Source organism: Aliikangiella litoralis (genome assembly GCF_052495765.1).
Window position 1 is genome coordinate 4,082,581 of sequence record NZ_CP199292.1, and the last position, 24,037, is coordinate 4,106,617.

The 24,037-nt window shown below is 38.0% G+C and carries 21 protein-coding genes and 2 tRNA genes; 15 read left to right on the plus strand and 8 right to left on the minus strand.

Annotation, left to right across the window (positions count from 1 at the left end; all coding sequences use genetic code 11):
• Positions 1-135 precede the first annotated feature (135 nt).
• The gene (locus ACT5E3_RS16915) at positions 136-1,434 is read left to right on the plus strand and encodes a PstS family phosphate ABC transporter substrate-binding protein (RefSeq protein WP_444994720.1); all 1,299 of its coding nucleotides are present in this window, start codon (positions 136-138) and stop codon (positions 1,432-1,434) included.
• A 27-nt stretch (positions 1,435-1,461) separates the two neighbouring features.
• Here ACT5E3_RS16915 and tilS read toward each other — a convergent pair whose 3' ends face one another.
• Together tilS and accA are read right to left on the minus strand one after the other, a co-directional pair.
• On the minus strand, positions 1,462-2,811 hold the full coding sequence (tilS, locus tag ACT5E3_RS16920) for a tRNA lysidine(34) synthetase TilS (RefSeq protein ID WP_444994721.1): 1,350 nt from the start codon (positions 2,809-2,811) through the stop codon (positions 1,462-1,464).
• Positions 2,812-2,900: 89 nt separating this feature from the next.
• Positions 2,901-3,866, minus strand: a complete 966-nt coding sequence (gene accA, locus ACT5E3_RS16925) for an acetyl-CoA carboxylase carboxyl transferase subunit alpha (RefSeq protein ID WP_444994722.1) — start codon at positions 3,864-3,866, stop codon at positions 2,901-2,903.
• A gap of 379 nt (positions 3,867-4,245) precedes the next feature.
• Here accA and ACT5E3_RS16930 point away from each other — a divergent pair, with 379 nt between their 5' ends.
• Positions 4,246-6,105: a DUF1631 family protein gene (locus ACT5E3_RS16930; protein ID WP_444994723.1), complete on the plus strand. Its 1,860-nt coding sequence runs from the start codon at positions 4,246-4,248 to the stop codon at positions 6,103-6,105.
• A gap of 669 nt (positions 6,106-6,774) precedes the next feature.
• The gene (locus ACT5E3_RS16935) at positions 6,775-7,821 is read left to right on the plus strand and encodes a hypothetical protein (protein WP_444994724.1); all 1,047 of its coding nucleotides are present in this window, start codon (positions 6,775-6,777) and stop codon (positions 7,819-7,821) included.
• A gap of 72 nt (positions 7,822-7,893) precedes the next feature.
• On the opposite strand, the gene ACT5E3_RS16940 is transcribed toward ACT5E3_RS16935, so the two are convergent.
• The 5 genes from ACT5E3_RS16940 to hemA are packed head-to-tail and all read right to left on the minus strand — an operon-like array spanning position 7,894 to position 12,819.
• A complete protein-coding gene (locus tag ACT5E3_RS16940; RefSeq protein WP_444994725.1) occupies positions 7,894-8,634 on the minus strand; it encodes a HesA/MoeB/ThiF family protein in 741 nt (246 codons plus the stop codon).
• Complete coding sequence (gene prmC, locus ACT5E3_RS16945; protein WP_444994726.1) at positions 8,628-9,461, minus strand: peptide chain release factor N(5)-glutamine methyltransferase; 834 nt, start codon at positions 9,459-9,461, stop codon at positions 8,628-8,630. Before prmC ends, ACT5E3_RS16940 begins: the two co-directional genes overlap by 7 nt.
• Positions 9,462-9,478: 17 nt before the next feature.
• The gene (locus ACT5E3_RS16950) at positions 9,479-10,387 is read right to left on the minus strand and encodes an aspartoacylase (protein WP_444994727.1); all 909 of its coding nucleotides are present in this window, start codon (positions 10,385-10,387) and stop codon (positions 9,479-9,481) included.
• 21 nt (positions 10,388-10,408) lie between these two features.
• Positions 10,409-11,497, minus strand: coding sequence for a peptide chain release factor 1 (gene prfA / locus ACT5E3_RS16955; protein WP_444994728.1), 1,089 nt, complete (start codon positions 11,495-11,497; stop codon positions 10,409-10,411).
• 14 nt (positions 11,498-11,511) lie between these two features.
• The gene (hemA, locus tag ACT5E3_RS16960; protein ID WP_444994729.1) at positions 11,512-12,819 is read right to left on the minus strand and encodes a glutamyl-tRNA reductase; all 1,308 of its coding nucleotides are present in this window, start codon (positions 12,817-12,819) and stop codon (positions 11,512-11,514) included.
• Between the two features lie 592 nt (positions 12,820-13,411).
• On the opposite strand from hemA, the gene ACT5E3_RS16965 reads away from it, so the two are divergent.
• From ACT5E3_RS16965 to ACT5E3_RS17020, 12 genes are all read left to right on the plus strand, one after another.
• A complete protein-coding gene (locus tag ACT5E3_RS16965; protein ID WP_444994730.1) occupies positions 13,412-15,373 on the plus strand; it encodes a tetratricopeptide repeat protein in 1,962 nt (653 codons plus the stop codon).
• A gap of 106 nt (positions 15,374-15,479) precedes the next feature.
• Positions 15,480-16,004: a lipoprotein insertase outer membrane protein LolB gene (lolB, locus tag ACT5E3_RS16970; RefSeq protein ID WP_444994731.1), complete on the plus strand. Its 525-nt coding sequence runs from the start codon at positions 15,480-15,482 to the stop codon at positions 16,002-16,004.
• Between the two features lie 40 nt (positions 16,005-16,044).
• A complete protein-coding gene (gene ispE / locus ACT5E3_RS16975) occupies positions 16,045-16,914 on the plus strand; it encodes a 4-(cytidine 5'-diphospho)-2-C-methyl-D-erythritol kinase (RefSeq protein ID WP_444994732.1) in 870 nt (289 codons plus the stop codon).
• A gap of 34 nt (positions 16,915-16,948) precedes the next feature.
• Positions 16,949-17,023, plus strand: a tRNA-Gln gene (locus ACT5E3_RS16980).
• A 175-nt stretch (positions 17,024-17,198) separates the two neighbouring features.
• Entirely contained in the window at positions 17,199-18,146 is a 948-nt protein-coding gene (locus ACT5E3_RS16985; RefSeq protein ID WP_444994733.1) for a ribose-phosphate pyrophosphokinase, read from the plus strand.
• A gap of 242 nt (positions 18,147-18,388) precedes the next feature.
• Positions 18,389-19,018 (plus strand): 50S ribosomal protein L25/general stress protein Ctc, encoded by a 630-nt coding sequence (locus ACT5E3_RS16990; RefSeq protein ID WP_444994734.1) that lies wholly within the window; start codon positions 18,389-18,391, stop codon positions 19,016-19,018.
• Positions 19,019-19,072: 54 nt separating this feature from the next.
• The gene (gene pth / locus ACT5E3_RS16995) at positions 19,073-19,657 is read left to right on the plus strand and encodes an aminoacyl-tRNA hydrolase (protein ID WP_444994735.1); all 585 of its coding nucleotides are present in this window, start codon (positions 19,073-19,075) and stop codon (positions 19,655-19,657) included.
• Between the two features lie 36 nt (positions 19,658-19,693).
• Positions 19,694-20,785, plus strand: coding sequence for a redox-regulated ATPase YchF (ychF, locus tag ACT5E3_RS17000; RefSeq protein ID WP_444994736.1), 1,092 nt, complete (start codon positions 19,694-19,696; stop codon positions 20,783-20,785).
• Between the two features lie 133 nt (positions 20,786-20,918).
• Positions 20,919-20,995: transfer RNA gene (locus ACT5E3_RS17005), tRNA-Met, on the plus strand.
• 165 nt (positions 20,996-21,160) lie between these two features.
• Positions 21,161-21,538 (plus strand): hypothetical protein, encoded by a 378-nt coding sequence (locus ACT5E3_RS17010; protein ID WP_444994737.1) that lies wholly within the window; start codon positions 21,161-21,163, stop codon positions 21,536-21,538.
• The gene (locus ACT5E3_RS17015; protein WP_444994738.1) at positions 21,539-22,855 is read left to right on the plus strand and encodes a relaxase/mobilization nuclease domain-containing protein; all 1,317 of its coding nucleotides are present in this window, start codon (positions 21,539-21,541) and stop codon (positions 22,853-22,855) included. It abuts the gene before it with no gap.
• A gap of 102 nt (positions 22,856-22,957) precedes the next feature.
• Positions 22,958-23,677 carry a hypothetical protein gene (locus tag ACT5E3_RS17020; RefSeq protein ID WP_444994739.1) on the plus strand — a complete coding sequence of 240 codons (720 nt, stop codon included), beginning with the start codon at positions 22,958-22,960 and terminating at the stop codon, positions 23,675-23,677.
• A 1-nt stretch (position 23,678) separates the two neighbouring features.
• On the opposite strand, the gene ACT5E3_RS17025 is transcribed toward ACT5E3_RS17020, so the two are convergent.
• On the minus strand, positions 23,679-24,011 hold the full coding sequence (locus tag ACT5E3_RS17025; protein WP_444994740.1) for a hypothetical protein: 333 nt from the start codon (positions 24,009-24,011) through the stop codon (positions 23,679-23,681).
• Positions 24,012-24,037: the final 26 nt, after the last annotated feature.

The window sequence follows — 24,037 nt, forward strand, 5'->3', positions numbered from 1 at the left end:
GCACGTAAAGTCAACATTTTGACCAATATCAAACCGAGATAATCCCCTTGTAAATTAAAGGGTTACTTTGTAATAAACCTGTCATATTTAGTGTTCACAATCGCGCCCCATCATACACAAAGAAGAAAAATGATCATGTTAAAAAACCTGTCTACTCTTATTGTTGCAGCCATTACTATCACTTTAATCTTTTTAGGAATTTTCAAATTTAACATTTTACAACTCCCAGTATCATCAGAAGATAAAACAGAACAGTCAATTGAAAACTTGCTGATAAAAGGATCGAATACAGTTGGAGAAAATTTTGCCCCTCTTCTTGCAAAATCATTTTTAAAAAACATGGGGGCAATACTCATTAGAGAACACCAACTTGAAAACCCTGTCGAAAAATATATAGAAGGTACACTAACGAATAAAAATAAAACAATTAGAATAGAAATTAGAGCGCATGGTTCAAGTACTGGTTTTAAAGCGCTAGGTGAAAACTCAACAGATATAGCAATGAGCTCTAGAGCAATAAAAGAAAAAGAATCGAGTACACTCTTTAAAAAATATGGCGAAGTGGGCGAACACCCAATTGCGTTAGATGCATTAGCGATTGTTACCTACCCAAACAACCCCATTAATACATTAACGATTTCACAAATTGCAGATTTGTTTTCTGGAAAAATCACTAATTGGACAGAGCTTGGAGGAGAAGATTACCCAGTAAGCCTGTTCAGTCGTGATAATAACTCGGGAACATGGGATACATTTAAAAGTTTAGTTCTAAAACCATATAAAAAAGAATTAGATAGTAATTCACAGCGATTTGAATCAAGCAATGAATTAGTTGACGGTGTCATAGATATGCCTGGCTCTATTGGTTTTGTAGGTGTAAGCTATGTAGGCAGCGCCAAACTTTTAAAAGTAGCTAAATCAAAAAACGGACAAGGTAAAAAACCAACAGGCTACACTATTGGCACTCAAGATTATCCTCTTTCACGTAAGCTTTATTTGTATACCATCGGCAAAAAGCAATCCAAACTCGCTAACTCATTCATTGATTTTGTCGTTAAAAATGAAGGACAAAAACAAGCAGAAAAAGTGGGGCTCATTTCTTACTATCCAACCCACTACCGTCCTGAAACATTAGATAAATCAACTCCAATCAGATACAAAGATTTAGCCTCTCTAGGAAGGAGAATTACGGTGAATTTTTCACCCGACTTGTTTGACCTTGATCGCTCAAAAGAACTAAGAGATATTCAACGACTAATGAACTTTACTAATCAAAATCCAGGTAAGAAAATTATATTAGTCGACTTTTCCAACTCACCTAGACTCGCTCAACTAAAAATACAACTAGAAAACCATAATGTATCAGTACTAGATACTTTAAATATTCCATTTAAAAATAGATTAAAAGATCCAATCGAAGTTTGGGCGCTTTAGATAAATAAAAGTTTTTAAGTAAAGAGACTACTCTTGCTTACCCTGAAGTAGCAATTGAAGTGATGGTGTTTTTACACCATCACTAACAAACTCCTGACAGATAAAAACTCCCGGAACAGCAGCTATTTTATTATTATAATAAATAATCGGTAACCATTTTCTCTCCCAATCAGGCACTCGCAACTCTTGGTAGATTTTTTTCAGTTCTGTTGTCTTATTTCTATACTCAGGCAAACACCTTTCACCTCCACAACGTCTAATCACTTTAACCTTTTCATCATTCATAGGAAAGCGAAGACCAGGTTGATTAGAAGACAAGGCTGTGACTTTCAAACCATTCGATAATATTATAGGTTTTAGTATATTATGCCATTCGCACTCATCAAATTGAGCATCAGGCTGATTTTTTGCAGCAAGCATCAATTGATTAGCAAAACGCTTTGCTCGACAACCAGCAAAAGTAATATCAATGGCATTATGATGACTGGAATTAATTTGTTTTAAAAGTTCTTCTATTTCTTTATTAGAAGGTGAAGCGACACCATTTAAATTGCCCCAAAAATGCAATAGATTTTTACAACGGACGGGAGATAACAACTTAAGTTTAACAACACAAAGCTTGCCTCTTGCTACTTCGCAACTAGCATAATCTTCTTGTGCAATTTCAGTTAATAGCAGGCTTTGCTCTCTAGCTAGTCGGCTAAATCGGCTAAAAGTCTCGCTACAGCTTGGCCACTTTTCACGCAATAAAGGTAATATTTGCAAACGCAAAAAATTTCTATCAAAATCACTACTTTGATTGCTGGGATCTTCAATCCATTTAAGCTTCATTAGCTGTGCATATTGCTTAATTTCATTTTTTGAAACCTCTAAAAAAGGCCTTAGTAAAAAACCTTGGCCTAACTCACGCTTTTCAGGCATAGCACTAGCGCCTGAAATACCACATCCTCTGAGCAACCTAAAAAGCAATGTTTCAGCCTGATCATCAACATGGTGTGCCATCAAAAGACATTGTCTATTTTGCAAAACACTCTTAAAAAATTGGTAGCGTCCTTCTCTAGCTAGCCCTTCAATATTAGACTGACAACTTTCGCCCAAGTTAAGTTTATTGGTTAATAATTGAACATTATGTTTATTGCAGAATTGGTGGCAGTATTTTTGCCAGTTATTTGCATCGGCTTGTAATCCGTGATTGACATGCACGGCTTTAATATCAGTAACCAGTTTAAGTTCTCTTAAACGGATTAAGGCGAATAAAAGCACGAATGAATCTACACCACCACTAAAAGCAACCATTGGTTTGTGGGTTGCCTTATGAGATAGCAGTTTTTGTAGCAAGTGCGATTCTAATGGAACAAGCTGCTGATGTGGCGACATATCAAGATAACCTAAATAATGGATAACCAATTAGCATCAAGCAGAAAAAAGACCGCTTGCATAATTGTAGCAGTCTTCAAATTGAACTATCAGGCTAATGAACTCCACTCTTCTTGAACACCAAACGACATCAACCTTTCATACCGCTGATCGAGTAAATCATCGGTCGATAAACCATTTAAGTGATTTAAATCAGCAACAATTTGTGCTTTTAGGCTATTAGCCATTGCAGGGTGATCGCGATGAGCCCCTCCTTGTGGTTCATTAATAATTGAGTTTATCAGGTCCAATTCTTTTAAGCGCCTTGCAGTGATCCCCATAGCATGAGCTGCATCACTTGCTTTTTCTGCACTTTTCCATAGTATGGAGGCACAACCTTCAGGAGAAATAACAGAATAAGTACTGTACTGTAGCATATTCACTCTATCGCCAACCCCAATAGCTAAAGCACCACCAGAGCCACCTTCGCCTATTACAGTGCATATAGTCGGAACTTTAAGCCGAGCCATTACCTTAAGATTACGAGCAATCGCTTCAGACTGACCTCTTTCTTCTGCGCCAACGCCTGGATATGCGCCAGGAGTATCAATAAATGTAATGATTGGCCAATTAAATTTTTCGGCCATTTCCATTAATCTTAAAGCTTTTCGATAACCTTCTGGACGTGGCATACCAAAGTTTCGAATTACTTTTTCTTTTGTATCTCTTCCCTTCTGATGACCAATTACCATCACTGGGTTACCATTTAACCTAGCTGGACCACCAATAATGGCACGATCATTAGCAAATGCCCTGTCTCCGGCTAGCTCATCGTAATCAGTGAATATTAGATTAATGTAATCTTGGGTGTAAGGACGCATAGGATGGCGAGCAAGTTGAGCAATTTGCCAAGCATCTAAATTAGAAAAAATTTGCTCTGTGAGCTCTTTGCTTTTCTTTTTTAAACGCTCAATTTCTTCACTGATATTTATTTCACTATCATTTCCCACTAAGCGAAGTTCTTCAATTTGCGCTTCCATTTCAGCGATAGGTCTTTCAAATTCTAAAAAATTCATTGTCTATAAAATTGCTCTTAATAATAATTGAGTCCGTACCTTTTAATAAACTACCATTAATTTAACTAAGATATAGGCATTTACCACACCTAAAAACACAAAAAGTCAATATAATCAATAGGTAATATAGATTATCAGGCCCTTTACTTTGAATTATTGTAATCATTTAGGCAACATTTTAACCTCTTTTTATGGAGAGTTAAAAGCGAATATTGTATCGTCATGCTCAATTACTCTTTATATAATTTAACACCTAAATCATATATGGTTCACAAACTGAAAAAACAAAACACTATAAACTTGTCAAATCTCACAAATTTATTCAGTTTTCAGGTTCTCTAAACTATAGTTTGATTAAGGTTGGCAAAGAAAATTGTTCATGTCGCGACAACTAAGAAATCTATTAAAGCAAAACAGACTTCTCGAAGAAAAAATTTTTTATGAACCGAGAGAAACTGATTGGCGTACACAACTGATTGGCTCTCATGAGCTTTCTCAGGCCTTGTCGTGTCTGGCAAATAGGATAATTGAAAGTACATCAAGCCAATTATCAGTGCTGAAAATGATTAATGATGTTGAGAATGTATCCAAAAGACCGCTGCCAGCTTTTGAAAAAAATGCTCTACAGGTTGTAGAAATTATTTTTAATTATTTACGTGAAAATACTTATTTTGATTCGAAATATTATCACGTATTAAATAGCTTACAACTTGCATTCACCAGACTTTCTTTAAATGATTTAAGCTTTTTAGACAATAACAAGCATGCATCCATTCGATTTCTCAATAAATTACTCAATGTTGGATATCACTTTGATCAAAATGCAGGCAAACTAGCTCAATATTTTATTCATGCTATTGAGTTACTGGTTGATAGACTCGCCAACCGCGATCAAGTGACTAGTAATACATTTATCATGGCAGATAAAATGCTAGACGAATATTTTGAAAGCTTTAATGATAAAGTCACTGACAATACCAACATTATTCTTGCCCAAATGAATAAAGATTTGCGGCAAGAAGAAGCCAACCAATTCACCATGCAACTAATAAAAAGTAAAACGCAAGGTGAAGAAATGCCAATATTTTTACTCGATTTCTTCGAAAATCATTTATCCCCCATACTTCATCAAACGATTGAGAAATATGGTGTCAATAGCAAACAATGCCAACAATTACTGACTGACATGGATACAATATCCTGGAGCATCACCTGCCCTTATGGCGATACCACTTACCAGCATCGGTTTGAAGCCGATGTGACTGATGCGATGAAAAGAGTTTATGGTTTACTTGAAAACGCTGGTGCGATTAATGATTACATTAAAGACTTTTTTATTGAAACCGAGTCATTTCATGGTAAAAAGTTGCGAGGAGAAAGAGTTAATTATGATGTGATGATTTCCGCCGATATATTTGCCGATGAAGAATATGAAAATGATGATATTGTTCGTTGGTACGATGAGCCCGCTCAAATGTTTTTTGATATAGAAACACTAAAAGAAAGTCATTGGTATTACCTGATCCACGAAGATCAAAAAATACGCAGCCAATTATTAGCACGCAACCCAGTAAGCAAAGAATTTATATTTGTAAACCTCTCCGGTGAGCTAGTTGCTAAAATCAGCTTTAACGATACTGAATATTTAGCTAAAAACCTTACACCGATAGATACTGAAGGTAAAACAGAGTATAAGCATGCACTAAGCGCTCTCGTACGCGAACTGAAGGCAAGATTAGAAATACTTAAAAATGAATACCAACTATTCCTCACTCAAAAAGCGAAAGATAGAGAAGCTCAAGAAAAACAAGAAGCACTCGCCAGAGAGGCCGTTCAAAAGCAAATAGAGGAAGAACAACAACTACAAATGCTTAAAAGGCAAGAAGAAATTCGTTTAGAAGCAGAAAAGCAAGCCGAAGCCAGACGACTAGAAGAGCTGAATGCCAAACAACGCTTTAAACTTAAAGGGATATACCGCCAACTGACCCCTGGCGCTCAAGTTGCCTACCAAGCTGATAATGGCCGCTGGACCGAAATTTCTTTAATGCTAATTTCAAAAACCACACAAAGACATATATTTACCGATTCTAAAGGTCAAAAAATCATCGAACCGACTAAAGATGAAGTACTAGATTTAATCAGTCAAGAACGTTTAAAAGTAATCAGGCAAGCCGGCCCAAAAAATGATCCCTTAAGTGCGTTGGTAAAACAACGTCGGCAGAAGCTTTCTCAAATGTAGCAAGTCCCCAGACCGACTTATTTACTCGACCTAATTTATATAACCAGACACTTAATCAGGTAGAGAGGCAATAACCTGTCTCATTTAATAGCTCACAGCCTCGCTGAGAGTGCAATTAATCTGCTATAAATAGAGTAACCGAACATCAATAAGCAATAAGGTAAAATAATTAGTGCCACTTGTATTATATTTATTATTAATTGCGCTTATTAGTGTCGCTAGTTTTTGGTTCATAGGCGGCTTCTATGGTCTTTTAAGAAAAACAAAAATCTACTTTCCTTTTCACTCGCGGCAAAAATGGCGATTACAACTATATTTGGCAGCCTCTTATTCATGATAGGCGGCATAGCTCTTTCAGCCTTAATATTTAGCTTGAGATGAAAAAGCGAAGAGATTATGAACGTTGGCCCACAGTTATTGCGGGACTAGCCATATCAATCATATGTGGAGTAGTCATTTACTTGTCAATGATTTACCTAGTCTGAGAAGTTTTAGGCTAATACTCAGCAAAATAAAGCAGCGGATACTAATTATTACTTTCTTTCATATATTAAGCTTAAATGCAAAATAATGCATAGAGAATTAAAGTTTGCCTTTTTTTAAGCCGATATTACTCGATACAGATGCTAAATAAGCAATCAGCTAATGATAATAATGAGTCTAGCCGTCATGAAGAACACCAAACAGCCTCTCTTAAAGAGTATATTAGCAATACTGATAGCTGTGCTGACAGCCTTACCACAAACAATTTTAGCCGCTGATAATCAACCAATGTACGAGTTTCAGCAAGCCGCTCAATATACTCACCTTAAATGGCCTAATAGGGTATCGCCCAAAATCAGTGTCCAACTCAATCCATTAGTGAATTATTCCGGCATCCCATTAGAAGAGAGAGAAGAGAAGCCAGAGTACTATTATCATGGGAAATTGCCCCAAGCTATGCAACGGATCTACGCCGATGCATTTAGAGCCAGTCGTTTTTTTAACCCTGACTTGCAACCTTTGCCAACAAACACGACTCAAGAGAAAGCTAACGCCGATTATCAAATTACGCTCATTTTAGATGATTACAAATTACCTTTTAAATATGCGCCTGATGATAGCTGGTGGCAAGCACTGCACGATGAAACTGATCGATGGTTACAACATCCTCCTACAACTTACATTAAGTTAACCATGAAGATAACCAGTGGCTCAAAAAAAATTAAAACTTGGCTAAAAACAACGGAAATGACGCTTTCAAACTGTGATCTCAATCGATTTCCTCAGCCATCAACCGCCCACAACAATAGAGATATAACCACTCGTGCCTATCTATCGACAACACCAGGGCAAACTTTTCTAGCAGCCACAAACTATTTAATTTTAAATGCGATTCAAAGGTTAGAACAGGAAGCCCCTTTAGGCAGAGTCAGTAAGAGGTTTGGACAAGAAATTTATTTAACTAGCGATAGTTTCAACTTTGTAGAAGGTAGCCAATTAAATCTCTATTACGACCACTCACAAAAAGGCAAATCAACCTTACCAGCGGGAAAAATTAAAGTGTTAAAAGCAATGCAAAACCAAGCGATTGCCTATCCGCTGACTTTAAGAGCCGATCATATTACTCAAGGCGATTGGGTAGAAATGGGCAATAAACAAAGCCAATATAAGCCCAAATCTCACTTTGTTGCAGCAAACCAATGTTCTGAAGTAGTGACAGCTCAGGTAAACTAAATCAAAAGTTGCTTGCTTTAGCATGATTATGAACCAAATGTTTTATCAACCGCGACGACAAACAGGTTTGTGCTACCCACAAACAGGGCAGTCAGCACGTGGCTTAAATTTAACCGTTCTCCACTCCATCATTAAGCCATCAAACAACATAAGCTTACCTGTTGCAATAACTCCTACATGAGAGATTAATTTAATCGCTTCCATTGCTTGCATTGAACCAATCACTCCAACCAATGGTGAAACCACACCGTTATGTGAACAAGTTTGATCAGCAAAAACATCTTCTTCATATAAACAACGATAACAAGGGGTATCTGGTTGCATCGTAAAAGTGGTTAATTGGCCTTCCCAACGAATAGCTGCACCAGAAACCAATGGAACCTTTAACTTAAAACAAACTTTATTTAATAAAAAACGCGTCAAAAAATTATCACAGCAATCAACAACAACTGTTGCTGTACTTAGTAATGCATCGAGCTCATTTTCAACTAACCGTTGATTAACTGTTTTAACAATACAGTCAGGAGCTAATTGATTGAGCGTGTGCTTAGCTGATTGTACTTTTTCACAACCAATTGCACTTGTATAATGTATAATTTGACGCTGAAGGTTAGTTAAATCAACTTTATCATCATCTATCAGTGTTAATTGACCCACTCCAGCAGTTGCTAAATACATAGCAACAGGAGAGCCTAAGCCTCCCATACCTAAAATAATAACATGAGAGTTAAGTAATTTTTGTTGGCCCGCTATATCGATTTGAGGCAACATAATTTGGCGACTATACTTTAATAATTGTTGATCACTCAGCATGAGTAAATACCTACTGTTACCCTATCCAATTGAGCCAAATCTTTTTTAGTATAAACACAACAAAAACCATTTTGCTGAAGAATATCTCTAACTTGCTGCCCTTGCTCAAAACCATGCTCCAACATTAAACTACCACCATCGCATAAATATTCAGGTGACTGTTTAACGATTTTAATTATATCAGCTAAACCGTCATCAACAGCGATCAAGGCACTATCGGGCTCAAAAATTAAGTCACCTTGCTCTAAATGAGGATCATTAGGTGCAATATAAGGAGGATTAGAAACAATTAAGTCGAAAGCTTTCTCTTCAACTGAATCAAACCAATTACTCTGAAATAAATTAACTCGGTTTAAATTATTTTTAATCGCATTATGTTTTGCCAAATCGACAGCCTTAGAACTAAAATCACATGCAAACACTCTATCATGTGGACGTTCATAACTTATTGATAAAGCAATAGCACCAGTGCCCGTTCCTAAGTCGAGCACTTTCGCTCTTTGATATGAAGCTAAAAACTCTAATGCAGTTTCCACTAATAATTCAGTATCTGCTCGTGGAATTAAAGTCGAAGGATCGGTTTTTAATAATAAATTCCAAAACCCCTGCTCGCCAGTAATATAAGCTACAGGCTCACCTTTTTGACGACGTTTTAACCAATCGTGAAAACACTTTTCTTGCTCAAAAGTCAGTTCATAATCAGGCCAGGTTTTTAGCCAGGTAAAAGTTTGATTAAGTATTTTAGATAATAGAAACTCTCCATCAACTAAACCAGTTTCACCATTAAGTTTTTGTTTGGCTAACTTTAAAGCCTCTTGAACATTCATCGTAGTCAAGCTCTCAATCAAGAAACTAATTGACAAGTTTTTAAATCATAAACCACAGGACGGCATAAACACATAGCAATTTGACTATCATAGTAAGCCGCTTCATTAATAAAGGCGATATTAGCATCTTCTCCTTGATACAAAATATCGTTACCCAAAAAATCTTTAAATATCGGCGTACCTTTAGTGATTTTAGAATAATCACGTCCAATGACATTAGGATGAATCATGGCACATATTTCATTATTTTCATCGACAGGAAAATGTAGTTTAGAAAAATATTCAAACACAGGTAAATGCCCACTTAGCTCGGATAAATCCTGATTATTATATTTTTCAATAAAATCAAGCGCTGCTTTTAATGCTTGATTAGTTTTTTCAAAAACAACAAAGTCCAAACAGCCTTGAGCAATGGGCCCAACTTCAATCAGTAAAGTTTTTGGAGCAATAGAACCTAAAAAATGGTGATCCTTCAATAAACTTGCTTCCGAGGTTATAACAACCTCTGGTAATAACTGTTTTAAATAGGCAGCTAATTTTAAATGAAACTCATCCATTTCAACCAACACAATATTGGTTTGCATATTAGCAGTACTAGTATGCAGATCAATAATGAAATCAACGCGCGAATTATCTTTCGGTCCAAGTTGCTGGTTGATCTGCTTAGCTAATAATTGTTCTCGGCTATTTAGCTGACTATTGTTTAAATCCTCACTAGCAAAACAACGATTTAAATCATGATCAAGGTAACGTTTATTTTCTTCTATTGCTCCAAGGTTAGCGAGTAAAAATTCAATTTGAAATCCCGGATAATTTTTGGCCAATAAGTTTTTAGTCCAATGCTTAACAGTATAAACACCCGTTAATTCATTTCCATGAGTACCGCCAACAACGGCAACAGCACCAATTTTATTTTGTTTTGTCATGATCCGTTCGACTTATGTCTGTTAATCGTTTTCAGATAAACTCGCTAATTGATCGGCTTGATATTCGCTCACCAAAGGTTCTACAACCTGAGCTAAATCACCTTGCATAATTTCATCCAATTTATATAAAGTTAAATTGATTCGATGATCAGTCATTCGACCCTGCGGAAAATTATAAGTCCTGATTCGCTCAGAACGATCGCCACTACCGACTAAATTTCTTCGAGCTTCTGCTTGTTCATCATGTGCAGCAGACTCTTGTGCAGAAAGTAACCTCGATTTAAGTACACTCATTGCTTGAGCTTTATTTTTATGTTGCGAACGACCATCTTGACACTCAACAACCATACCTGTTGGTAAATGGGTAATACGAATAGCAGAGTCAGTTTTATTAACATGCTGACCACCCGCACCTGATGAACGAAAAGTATCAATTCTAAGATCAGATGGATTAAGCTCAATTTCATCTAATTCATCCGCTTCAGCCATTACCGCGACCGTACAAGCCGAGGTATGAATCCTACCTTGAGATTCGGTCTCGGGTACTCTCTGTACTCGATGAGCACCCGACTCGAATTTCAACTTAGAATAAACACTGTCACCAGAAATTTTGCAAATAATTTCCTTATACCCGCCCTGTTCACTTGGGTTCTCACTCATTACTTCAATTTGCCAACGACTTTTTTCTGCAAAACGACTGTACATTCGAAACAAATCACCTACAAACAATGCCGCTTCGTCTCCACCGGTTCCCGCTCGTATTTCCAGGAAAATATTTTTATCATCATTAGGATCACGAGGAAGCAATAACTTTTGTAATTCTAATTCTATAGGCTCAATTAGCTTTTTATTTTCTTTATAATCCTCTTCAGCCATTTCTCGCATTTCAGGATCACTGTCTTTCAACATTTCTTCGGCGGTTTCGATATCATCAACGATTTGTTGATATCGATTAAATGCCGCCACCACTTCTTCTAACTGAGAATATTCTTTTGATAACTCTCTAAAACGATTCTGATTCGAAATTGTTTCAGGATCACCCAACAAGTGTCCAACTTCTTCATACCTTTCGGCCAAGCCTTCTAACTTTCTTATAATAGAATCTTTCATTTCTTACCTTAATATTAATCTTTATTTTGCACTTTTAAATCAAATGCCTGTGCGAGCACCTCTAATACTTGAGACTCACTATTTTCTCCGGCTTGACGAATGAGTTTACTTGGTGAATGTAAAAACTTCTGTGCCAAACGACTCGCAAATTCGGTAAACACTTTCTCAACATCACTCGACGATATATTATTTTTTTGGTTAAGTTTACCTAGTGAGCGACTCATTTCATCATTTTTAATTTGCTCAAATTGAGCACGAAAATCCTTTAACAAAGAAACAGCTGATAAAGACTGTAACCAATTAACATATTTTTGGCCATGTAGTGCAATAATATCTTTTGCTTCAAGTGCAGCTTCTTCACGCACTTTTAAATTTTCTTTGATAACATCCTGCATATCATCAACAGTATACAAGTATATATCACTTAGCTCGCTCACTTCCGGTTCTATATCGCGTGGAACAGCTAAATCAACCATAAATACAGGTCGATGCTTTCGTTGCTTAATCGCTTTTTCCATTAACCCTTTACCAATAATAGGAACAGGGCTCGCGGTCGAGCTAATAATAATATCGGCTTCGGCGACTAATTCAGATAAAGCACTTAATCCATAAGCTGTCGCACCAAATTCATCAGCTAATTTTTGGGCTCTTTCTACAGTACGGTTTGCCACACTCATCTGTCTAACCCCTTGCCTTGACAAATGTCTAGCAGCTAACTCGATAGTTTCTCCGGCACCAATAAACAAAGCTTTAACCGCAGAAAAGTCGTCAAAAATTCTTTTGGCTAAGGTAACAGCAGCATAAGCAACAGAAACCGCACTTTCACCAATTTGGGTATCAGTACGCACTTGTTTCGCTAACGAAAACGTTTGCTGGAAAAGACGGTTAAGATACAAGCCCATTGTTCCGGCTAAATTCGCATAGCCATAAGCATCCTTCACTTGCCCGAGTATTTGTGGTTCACCCAACACCATAGAATCCAAACCACAAGCCACTCCCATAATGTGCTGTATTGCTTCTTCCCCTGTATGACAATATATATATTCATGGATGTTATTAACTTTAATTTCATGTTCTTTAACTAACCAATTCTGCATTTGCTTCATTTTGACGGCAAATAACTCATCATTACCTTCTATCTGAGTACACCGAAAAACCACTTCCATACGATTGCAAGTTGAAATAATAGCCACCTCATCCAACTCAGCACATTGTTTAAGCGAACTTAAGCTCTGAACAATATTTTCCGGCGAAAAAGCGACTTTTTCGCGGATTTCAACAGGCGCAGTTTTATGGTTTATTCCAAAAATAGAAACAGGCATAAGGCAAAGTCACTAATAAATTGACTTTAAAAAGTACCGCGATTGTAGCGGTTCAGGTAAACATAAATATTGATAATTATCAATTGGCAACATAAGCTGTATTACTGTTTAAATAGTTAATTTAAGTGTTTAACTCTCGATTGGTTACTTTAATATCTCAGGTTTTAAAGAATGACCCTAAACTATTGTTTATTAACAACTTTTAATCAACTATCTTAATAATCAAGATGATTCACAATAACACATATACAGATAGTAACAATTTAGTGAAAAAGTTCATTTCCAATTAAAACTGCTGTTTGTGTCAATAAATTGAGTCAAAAACCGCGATAACATTACATATTGAAGCAATTTAAAGTAGCAACTATTCGATTGAAGACAGTTTCACGAAACCATTTCATGATAATATCGTCTTATACCTCGATTTTGCACAAAATTAAGCCCATAATCGACATCAAACTCAAACAACCAGAAGATTATACCAGAGGCCAACTGCAAATCGCATTTTTTTTAAATAGTAACAACCACATAAATAGTCAATTGACAGAATAATTTTAGTTATATTAGTCATACTAAGGGGCAGAAAAGCTACATGAGTAAATTTAACGTCACTAAGCAATGCTTGGCTTTAGGCTTAAGTGTTATGCTTGCTGCATGTGCGAGTAATCCAACGGAACAATTTAAAACAGCGCATGGTGAATACCAACTTGCCAACATGAAAACACTAGACGAGCGCCAACGCGCCGATCTGTTCGAAGCCATAATTGCTGGAGATATGGCAAATCATCAAAAAGATTATCAGTCGGCTATGAGTTACTATTTGTTTGCTGCTGACTTATCAAAAAATCAACAACTCATAGAAAAAAGTATTATCTCCGCTAAACAAGCCAGTGATTCTTTAGGCTTAGAACAGGCGGCCCACATTTGGCTGTCGAATACGCCAAACAATACACAAGCACTCACATTATTATTAAGCGCCCAAATTGAGCAACAAAACGATTCTGAAGCAGTAGAAACGGCCAGTAAAATATTTACTCAAGTAACCGATGCTGAACAACAGTTTGAGATATTACAACAAAGCTTAACAGAGCAAGATCCTCGAACAGTATTTAACCTGCTCAGAGAATTAAGATCACTATATTCAGACAATGTTGCGGTAAAGACGAGTCTAGCGAAACTAATAATGCAGCTAGCAAACCGCAATAAACAACCCAGCAATATGCTACAACAATCGCTCACCCGAGTAGAAGAAGCTCTGGCAATAGACGCCATGTTTTTACCCGCTATTCGCCTTAAGTCGCATATTTTAGTTCAACTACGTCAAGATGATCAGGCGCGCAACTATCTGAGTGAAATATTTAATAACCACCCAGAATCAGCCCCCATCAGTCATATGCTAGGACAATTATTATATGATTTGCGAGATTACGATGCGAGTATTTCTCACTATACTGACTGGCTAATCAAAAAACCTAAAGATGACGATGCTCGATATTACTTAGCGGCTAGCCATTATGCCAATGGGCAATATGAAAACAGCCTGGCACATTTTGAATATTTATTTAACAATAATTATGAAGCCAAAACCATTGCCTTTTACGCAGGAGACTCAGCTGTCAGACTCAAAAAAACAGACCTGGCTATAAAGTACCTTAGTCAAATAGAAGAAGGACGATTCTTAAATATTGCAAAAATCCAACTTTCTGGTCTTTATGCTAGTAAGCAACAATTCAAACAGGCACTTGAAATACTCCAAGCAACTCCTCAAACCAACCAACGAGATAAAAGCCAGCTACTCGTTGCAGAAATTGATTTACTCAACAAACATATATCGGAAGACAAAGCTAAAGCAAGGTTAGAAAAAGCCTTAAAGGAGACCCCTGAAAACTTAACACTTATATTAAAAAAAATTGAAATTTATAATCTAAAATCAAAACCGAAAGAGCTCGTTGTTTTATTAAAAAAAGCGCAGTCTTTAGTTAAGCAAGAGGAAAAACTGCACCGATTTAATTTAGCAGCAGCAGCTTTACTCAATAATAACAAGCATTACCAACAATCAATTGATTGGCTCAACAATGCATTAAAAAATAAACCTCAAGACAAAGATCTACTTTATGCTAAAGCGCTCTATAAAGAGCCACTAGGTCTCTTTAAAGATATGATCAAAGAATTAAAAGAACTCCACACCCTCTACCCTGATGATTTAAATATTCAAAATGCATTAGGTTATACACTGGCCGATCAAAACCAAGAATTAGAATTTGCACAAAAACTCATCGATCAGGCATTTCAAGGTTTACCAGACAACGTTGCTGTTATTGATAGCAAAGGTTGGTTAGCTTATCGGCGTGGCAATACCAAAGATGCCATCAAATACTTAAGTCAAGCTTTTAAACTGTCACCAAGCGCAGATATTGCAGCTCACTTGGGTGAAGTATTGTGGCATTTTGACAAGAAAGACTTGGCAAAAGATATCTGGCGAAAAGGCATTGAGTTAGATAAAACCAATGATGTGTTAGTCGAAACTCTGGAGCGGTTAAAAATTGATCTTTAAACGATTAAATACATTTAATTATCAGCTTATTCACTCGCTAATAGCCCCACTCAAATCGTCTATTGGATTATGCAGCTTACTATTATTGCTAACCGGGTGCCAAACGATGGGCACAAAAAACTTAGACATACCAAATAAACTGAGTGCGATTAACCACTGGCAACTTAAAGCACGAATTGCCATTCGTTCAGATGACGAAAGTATTGCTGCAACATTAGATTGGCAAAAACAAGATAAAGACTTCGACTTCCACATTTATGGTACTTTTGGTGTCACTTATGCCCACTTGACACAAAAAGGACACGAAGCGAAGTTAATGCTTCCTGATGACCAGACTTTTTATCATCAAGATGCCCAGCAGTTACTCTACCAATCACTAGGCTGGGATTTCCCAATTGAGGCCCTTTCATACTGGATCAAAGGGCAAGCCTCTGGTCAACCGGGAGAGTCTGTTCAGCGCAACAGTCATGGCGAATTAGAACAAATCATATTAAATGACTGGCAAGTGAGCTTTTCTAGATATGAAACTTTCTCAGGATTTTCTATGCCTAAAGTAATTAAGGCCAACCACCCTCAAATGTCAATGAAAGTCGTTATTAAAAAGTGGCAATTTTTACCTCAACCGATATAGTTTAGCCAGTTATGTCGCTATTTTAAAAACAATTAAATTTATGAATAATCAAACTATACAGTGGCCAAGTCCAGCGAAGCTTAATCTATTTTTACATATCATTTCACAGCGTGAAGATGGCTACCATAACTTACAAAGCGTCTTCCAGCTATTAGACTACGGAGACTCCCTAGAGGTAGCGGTTAAGCAAAATGATCAAATTCAATTTACTTGCGACAAACCAGAATTATCCAATAATGATAATTTGGTCGTCACCGCAGCTATAAAACTGAAACAATTCGCGGAAACTCAACTAAACCACACCCAACTCGGCGCTAAAATTCACCTTCAAAAAAAACTTCCTGCGGGTGGAGGCCTTGGTGGCGGAAGTTCTAACTGTGCCACAACATTGATTGCTCTTAATCATCAGTGGCAACTCGGATTATCACTGCAACAACTAGCGGATATTGGTTTATCGCTAGGTGCCGATGTCCCTATTTTTGTGATGGGAAACACTGCATTTGTTGAAGGAATAGGTGAAGTTTTAACCCCAATATCCCTGCCAGAAACCTGGTATTTGGTCATTCAACCACCTTGCCATATATCTACTGCGAAAATTTTTTCAAATTCCCTGTTGACAAGAAATAGTAAAGCTATCAAAATACGCGACCTCAACGCACTGGAGCTACCTTATCAAGGTTTGAACACTATGCAGACAATTGCATGTGAACAACATCCAGAGGTTAAACAAGCGATAGATTGGTTAAAACAATTCAATCAGAGCGCGAGAATGACCGGAAGTGGAAGTTGTGTGTTTGCAGCCTTTGACAATGAGCAAGAAATGCGTAAAATAGCGACCCGATGTGAATGGTCACACTTTGTGGCAAAAGGGGTGAATCAATCACCAGTTCATATTAGGAAGTTAGCTTGAAAAAAAGTTTAAATAATATCGATTTAAACACAACAGGGGTATCGCCAAGCGGTAAGGCAACGGGTTTTGATCTCGTCATGCGTTGGTTCGAATCCAGCTACCCCTGCCATTTTCTCAAAACAATCCGAATAAAAATTTCTTTGTTAAACTAGATGCTAACGATTGATGCGCCGATCTTATGACCAAATATCCTAAAAATAGAAAAGCAAGATTGGTCGTCGTAATGTATTATTTATTTATATTTTCCTTTTTAAATTTCCTTCATAGACAATTGGGGTCTGATCATGTCTGATATGATGCTCTTTAGCGGTAATGCTACGCCTGAACTTGCACGAAAAATAGCCAATAAACTTGACGTTGAGCTAGGAAAAGCCAAGGTAGGGCGATTCAGCGATGGTGAAGTCGCTATAGAAATTCTAGAAAATGTTCGTGGTATGGATGTTTTCGTCATTCAGTCAACTTGCGCACCAACCAATGAAAGCTTAATGGAATTAGTCGTTATGGCAGATGCTCTTAGAAGAGCTTCTGCAGGTAGAATTACTGCGGTAGTACCCTACTTTGGTTATGCTCGCCAAGATCGCCGTGTGAGAAGTGCTAGGGTTCCTATTAGCGCTAAAGTCGTTGCTGATATGATGGCTGTTGTGGGCATTAATCGTGTTCTTACTGTTGATTTGCATGCCGACCAAATTCAAGGATTCTTTGATATTCCTGTTGATAACGTATATGCAACGCCTGTACTAATTGAAAACATTCAAAAAAGTGCATCTGGCGATGAAGTCGTTGTATCACCGGATGTTGGTGGTGTTGTCCGTGCCAGAGCCGTAGCAAAACTATTAAACGATGCCGAATTAGCCATTATTGACAAACGTCGTCCAGAAGCCAATAAATCAGAAGTAATGAATATTATTGGTGATGTAGAAGGCCGTGACTGCTTTATTTTGGATGATATGGTAGACACCGCAGGCACATTATGTACAGCAGCAGGAGCACTTAAAGCGAATGGTGCAAAAACAGTTTCAGCCTATGCAACTCACCCTGTTCTTTCGGGCAAAGCAATTGATAATATTAATAATTCAGTATTGGATAAACTCGTCATTACCGACACAATCCCACTATCAGAATCAGCACGAACTTGTGATCGCATTGTGGTTTTATCACTAGCCGATATGTTGGCCGAATCAATTCGACGGGTCAATGAAGAAGAGTCGCTTAGCTCTATGTTTATGGGCTAGCCACTTTTTATTAAAAAAACAGCAAAAGGTGCTGGCTTAGCACCTTTTTGCCAACAAATTACAATTATTTATCAGCAATAGCTTGCCTTGCCCCGCCCTCGTCAATTATAATTCGCCGCCCTTTTTTATAGGGGATTACGACTCAATTGCCAGTGTTTTAGCGTTATTTTTAGCACTCAGGTAGCGAGCCACACCTTGAACTGGTCGCGGTCAAGGTATTAAATTAATTGGAGAAATATAAAATGAGCGAATCATTTGAAATCAATGCAGAGATTCGAGAAGATATGGGGAAAGGTGCGAGCCGCCGCCTACGTCGTCTTGAAGATAAAATTCCAGGTATCGTTTATGGTGCAGGCAAAGAGCCTCAACCTATCACAGTAAGCCACCCTGAAATCATCAAACACTTAGAAGAAGAAGCTTTCTACTCACATGTTTTAACTTTAAACATTGGTAAAAAGAAAGAACAAGTTATCCTAAAAGATCTTCAGCGCCACCCGTTTAAACCTAAAGTTTCTCACGTTGACTTTATGCGTATTAAAGCCGGTGAAAAATTACACACTTCTGTACCACTACATTACTTAAATGAAGAAAGCTGTCCTGGTACCAAAGCTGGCGGTGTTATTAACCACGCTTTCACAACGGTTGAAGTAGCGTGTCTACCAAAAGATCTACCAGAATATTTAGAAGTTGACTTAGGCAGTTTGGAAATGGACCAAGTAGTTCATTTATCAGACATTAAATTACCAAAAGGTGTTGAGATTGTTGAGTTGACTCATGGTGAAGATCATGACCAGGCAATTGTTACTATACACAAAGGCCGTACAGCTACGACTGACGACAACGATTCTGCTGAAGAAGAAACCGCTGAATAAATAGGATAACCGAATTTCAATATTCCTTTATTGAAAACCAGGTAATCTATTGATATGACAGATATCAAACTAATTGTAGGGCTTGGGAATCCAGGCCCTCAATATGCTCAAACCAGACACAATGCTGGCGCTTGGTATGTAGAAGCCCTGGCACAAAGTTACTCAATCCCGCTCAAATTAGAAACAAAATTTTTTGGTCACATCGGTCGTGGGCTTATTAACAACCAAGACTGCCGCTTATTAATTCCTAACACTTTTATGAATTTAAGTGGAAAAGCCGTTGGTGCTATTGCAACCTTTTATAAAATTTTACCTGACGAAATCTTAGTTGCTCATGATGAGCTTGACATTGACCCCGGAACAATAAAACTCAAAAAATCAGGCGGCCACGGTGGCCACAATGGTTTAAGAGACATTATAAAGACATTAGCAAACTGTCGTGATTTTTATCGGTTAAGAATAGGTATTGGTCATCCCGGCAATAAAAACCAAGTTTCAGATTATGTTTTGGGTAAGGCGCCACAAAACGAACAACGGGCTATCGAAGAAACCATTGACGAAGCACTACGCCATACAGCAGACATTGTGAGCGGACAACATGACAAAGTGATGCAAAGTCTACACAGTTTTAAAGCATAGTAGTTAAAGCATAAATAATTTTTTAGGAGTTAGAACATGGGTTTTAAATGCGGAATTGTTGGCTTACCCAATGTAGGTAAATCAACCCTATTCAACGCACTCACTGATGCTGGTATTGATGCACAAAACTACCCGTTTTGTACTATTGAGCCAAATACAGGTGTTGTTCCAGTTCCCGATCCCCGTCTTGATGCACTTGCTGAAATTGTTAATCCCGAAAAAGTACTCCCAACCACAATGGAGTTTGTTGATATTGCAGGTCTTGTAAAAGGCGCCTCTAAAGGCGAAGGGCTTGGTAATCAATTCTTGGGAAATATACGCTCAACAGATGCCATTGCCCATGTGGTTCGATGCTTTGAAAATGATGACGTTATTCATGTTGAAAATAAAATCGATCCGATGGATGATATTGAAGTCATCAACACAGAGCTAGCTCTTGCAGACTTAGAGTCTGTAGAAAAGCAAATTTTACGTAATACAAAAATTGCTAAAAGTGGTGATAAAGATGCCAAAGCAATGCTAGTACTATTAGAAAAATGCAAAAGTTTGTTAGATGATGGCCAACCAATTCGTGCTGGAGATTGGGATAAAGACGAGTGGGCCGTTGTTAGTAAAATGCAAATGATTACAAGTAAGCCAACCATGTATATTGCTAATGTCAGTGAAGATGGCTTTGAAAACAATCCTTTTCTTGATCAAGTTGCGGCATTAGCGGCTAAAGAAAAAGCGAGTATTGTTGCTGTATGCGCTTCTATGGAGTCAGAACTAGCGGGATTAGAAGCAGAAGAGCAGCAAGAGTTTTTAAATGAAATGGGGTTAGAAGAGCCAGGTTTAAACCGAGTAATCAGAGCTGGGTATGAGCTTTTAAACCTGCATACCTACTTTACCGCTGGTGTTAAAGAGGTACGTGCATGGACTATTCCCATAAATGCCACAGCACCACAAGCCGCAGGCGTTATTCATACAGATTTTGAAAAAGGCTTTATTCGCGCTGAAGTCACCAGTTATGATGATTTTGTTGAGTTTAAAGGTGAAAATGGTGCTAAAGAAGCCGGAAAATGGCGCTTAGAAGGTAAAGATTATCTGGTTAAAGATGGTGATGTCGTCCATTTCAGGTTTAATGTTTAATTAATGCTCTAAGCAATAAAGTTTTTAACGAAAAAAGATGTCAATGTGTTGACAAACAGACCACTAATCTGGACAATACGCGGCTCTTGAACGAAGCTCATTTCCTCGGTTTGTTCATGAAAGTTTTTAAAATGGCAAGGTAGCTCAGTTGGTTAGAGCACATCACTCATAATGATGGGGTCGGTGGTTCAAATCCACTCCTTGCTACCAATTATATATACTTGGCATCGCAAATCTTCTTTGCACTGCCAAAGATATTCAGAATCCCTCCAGCACACCGCTGGAGGTGCTTCTTTCATCCTTAAAAACATCCATTCCAAAAGAGCTAAATAATAGCGTCATTGCGCCCGTCTCTCATTGTTCGGGAGGCACATAATGTCCAATAAAAAATATCCGCCGCCCTATTCCCTTCGGCTATCAGATGAAGAACGAAAACATTTAAAAGAGTTGGCAGACGGCAAACCATTAGCATCCTATATAAAAGCTATATTATTTGGTGAAAGCTCTCTTCCCAAATATAGAAAACGCGCAAAGCTAGAAGATGAACAGCTTTTAATCAAACTTTTGGCAGCTCTAGGAAAGTCAAGGATTGCCAGTAACATTAACCAGCTTGCCAAAGCTGCAAATTCTGGTTCCCTGCCCGTCAATCATGACATTATTAATGCATTGAATGAGGCGGTTGCCGCAATCAAATGGATGCGCGAAAGCCTTATTAAAGGCATTGGCCTTAAATCCCACGATGAGGATAAATAGATGATCCTCAAAGGATCACAACGAGGAGGAGCGCGGCAAATGGCGCTTCACCTTATGAACGAACATGAAAATGATCATGTCACCGTGCATGAAGTTTCTGGTTTTCTATCCGATAATATTATGGGCGCATTGAATGAGGTGTACGCCTATTCCAAAGGCACGAAATGCCGGAAATTCATGTATTCCCTCTCTCTTAATCCGCCAGAAAATGAGAACGTTTCAACATCCTCATTTGAAGAGGCGATAGAAAAAGCGGAAAAAAGACTGGGGTTAGAAAATCAACCCCGCGTTATCGTCTTTCACGAAAAAGAAGGCAGACGACACGCGCATTGTGTTTGGTCACGCATTGATACCGATGAAATGAAAGCCATTAACATTGCGCATGATAAATTAAAGCTCAATGATATTTCTAAAAATCTCTTCCTTGAACATGGCTGGAAATTGCCTCATGGTTTCATTGATAAATCACAAAAAAATCCATTGAGCTTCACACGCGAAGAATGGCAACAGGCCATGCGCACAGATCGAAAACCGCAAGATATCAGGCGCGAGCTTCAAGAAAGCTGGTGCATTTCCGATTGCCGAAAATCTTTTGAAAATGCGCTAAATGAGCGTGGCTATAAATTAGCCAAAGGCGATAAGCGTAATGTTGTGCTGGCTGTCGATATTTACGGCGATGTTCACAAACTCCGCACCAAGCTTGGGATTAAACAAAAGGAACTCACCGACCGCATCGGTCAAACCAAAAACCTTACAAGCGTTGCAGATGTTCAAAAGAAAATAGCTTCTGAACGCTCATCTCTCTTTAATAAGTACAACAGTGAATTAAGCAAAAAGCATCAAAAACAAAAGCGCCCTCTTCTTCGCGAAAAAGACACTATGAAATATGCGCACCGAAACGAGCGTGCTGAATTGAAGACTTTTCAAGAAAATCGCTGGCTCTCTGAGGAGAAAAAACGCAGCGCAAGAGTTCGCTCTGGCTTTAAAGGTCTATGGGATAAGCTCACTGGTCATTACTGGAAAACCCGCAAACGAAATGAGATTGAAGCATGGAATTCCTACAAGCGCGATCAACAACAACGCGATGAGCTTATTCAAAAACAGTTACAAGAACGTCAAACACTACAAACTAAGATCAAAACATTAGATGAAGAACAAATACTTGAACGTCAATCTTTGGTTCGCGACTTGTCGTATATTAAATACATGAAGTCCAAAAAATCGAAAACTCGCAGTAAACAAAAATCAAAAGACCAAGAAAACGCACTAGATTTTAACGGCTTTGAAATTGACAACGACTTCGAGCCAGACTTTTAACATAGAATAATTTACAAGCTAAAGTTTTATTTTTTGACTCTATTAATGTTTTTCGCGTATGTTGAAAGAGGTGGTATTTAAAGGAATTTGCGGAAAATAAGAATGTCGGAGAAACCAGAAAATATTGGTATGGATAATAAGCCAGCTCTTGAACGAGATCGCATTGATTTAGCGAATGAAATTATTGGTGATCCGACAGGTCGCATTCAACGCTTTCTAAGTGAAAACCGCACTGATATTTATGGTCAAAGCGAGAAACAAAAACAACGCGAACATCTTCAAACGATGCTCCGTATTTTATTAGAGCAAGATGCGCAGTATGCCGCGCTCTATGCGCAAGTGTTAGAGAAACTAGATGAAACATCGCTCAAAGTTGAACGTGCGCTTGATCGGTTAAATAAAGAAATCTCGGTAAGTGAATCCCAATTAAATGCTATGGAAGCAAACGAGGAAACGTCCAGTGATGCGTATAAAGAACAGCGCGAACATCATGAAACTTTGCTCCGCCATAGACAAGAAATTGAAGAGTATCAGCGCGATGTTTTAGATGTTGCGAAAGAGCGCTTGCGTGATGAAGATAATCCGTTGACTCTCGATGAACTGGAAGATTTAAAAGAGCAACTAGGCACACAGAAGCTGGACTATCTTACAACGATGTCAACGGAGTTTGCTGTGCCGACAAATTCAGCCGCACAAGAACTCCAAGGTAAAGCAGACTTAAGTGTTCCCGACCTAACAGCCTCATTTGAGAAAGTTAAACTCGACATCCCTGATATCGGGCAACAATCCGGGCAAACGCCAACAACAGCGCCCGCCCTGTAAATCATTTCATTTTATTCAGCACATCACAATCACGTCTTAATAGCGCGATAACAATACTGGTTGGAGCATGGTCAGGAAAGCGGGTGAAATTCTCTTCCATTTGTTTTTTTCGCATATCAGGGTCTTTAAAATACCACTGCCAAATACATTGCGCTTCCTTTTCACCATGTTCCACTAAAACCACATGCCCCAGCATGGAAAAAGTGCCCATATACCACCAGTGGCGCTGACCTTCGGTAAATTTTAGAAAGTCGCTGTTTTTCATCGGATTTGCATAAGCATTTCCAATCACTAAAGTCGCGCATACAAATGCGATAAAACTTGATTTTTTCATGGGAAAAGTACCGTATATAAGGGAAC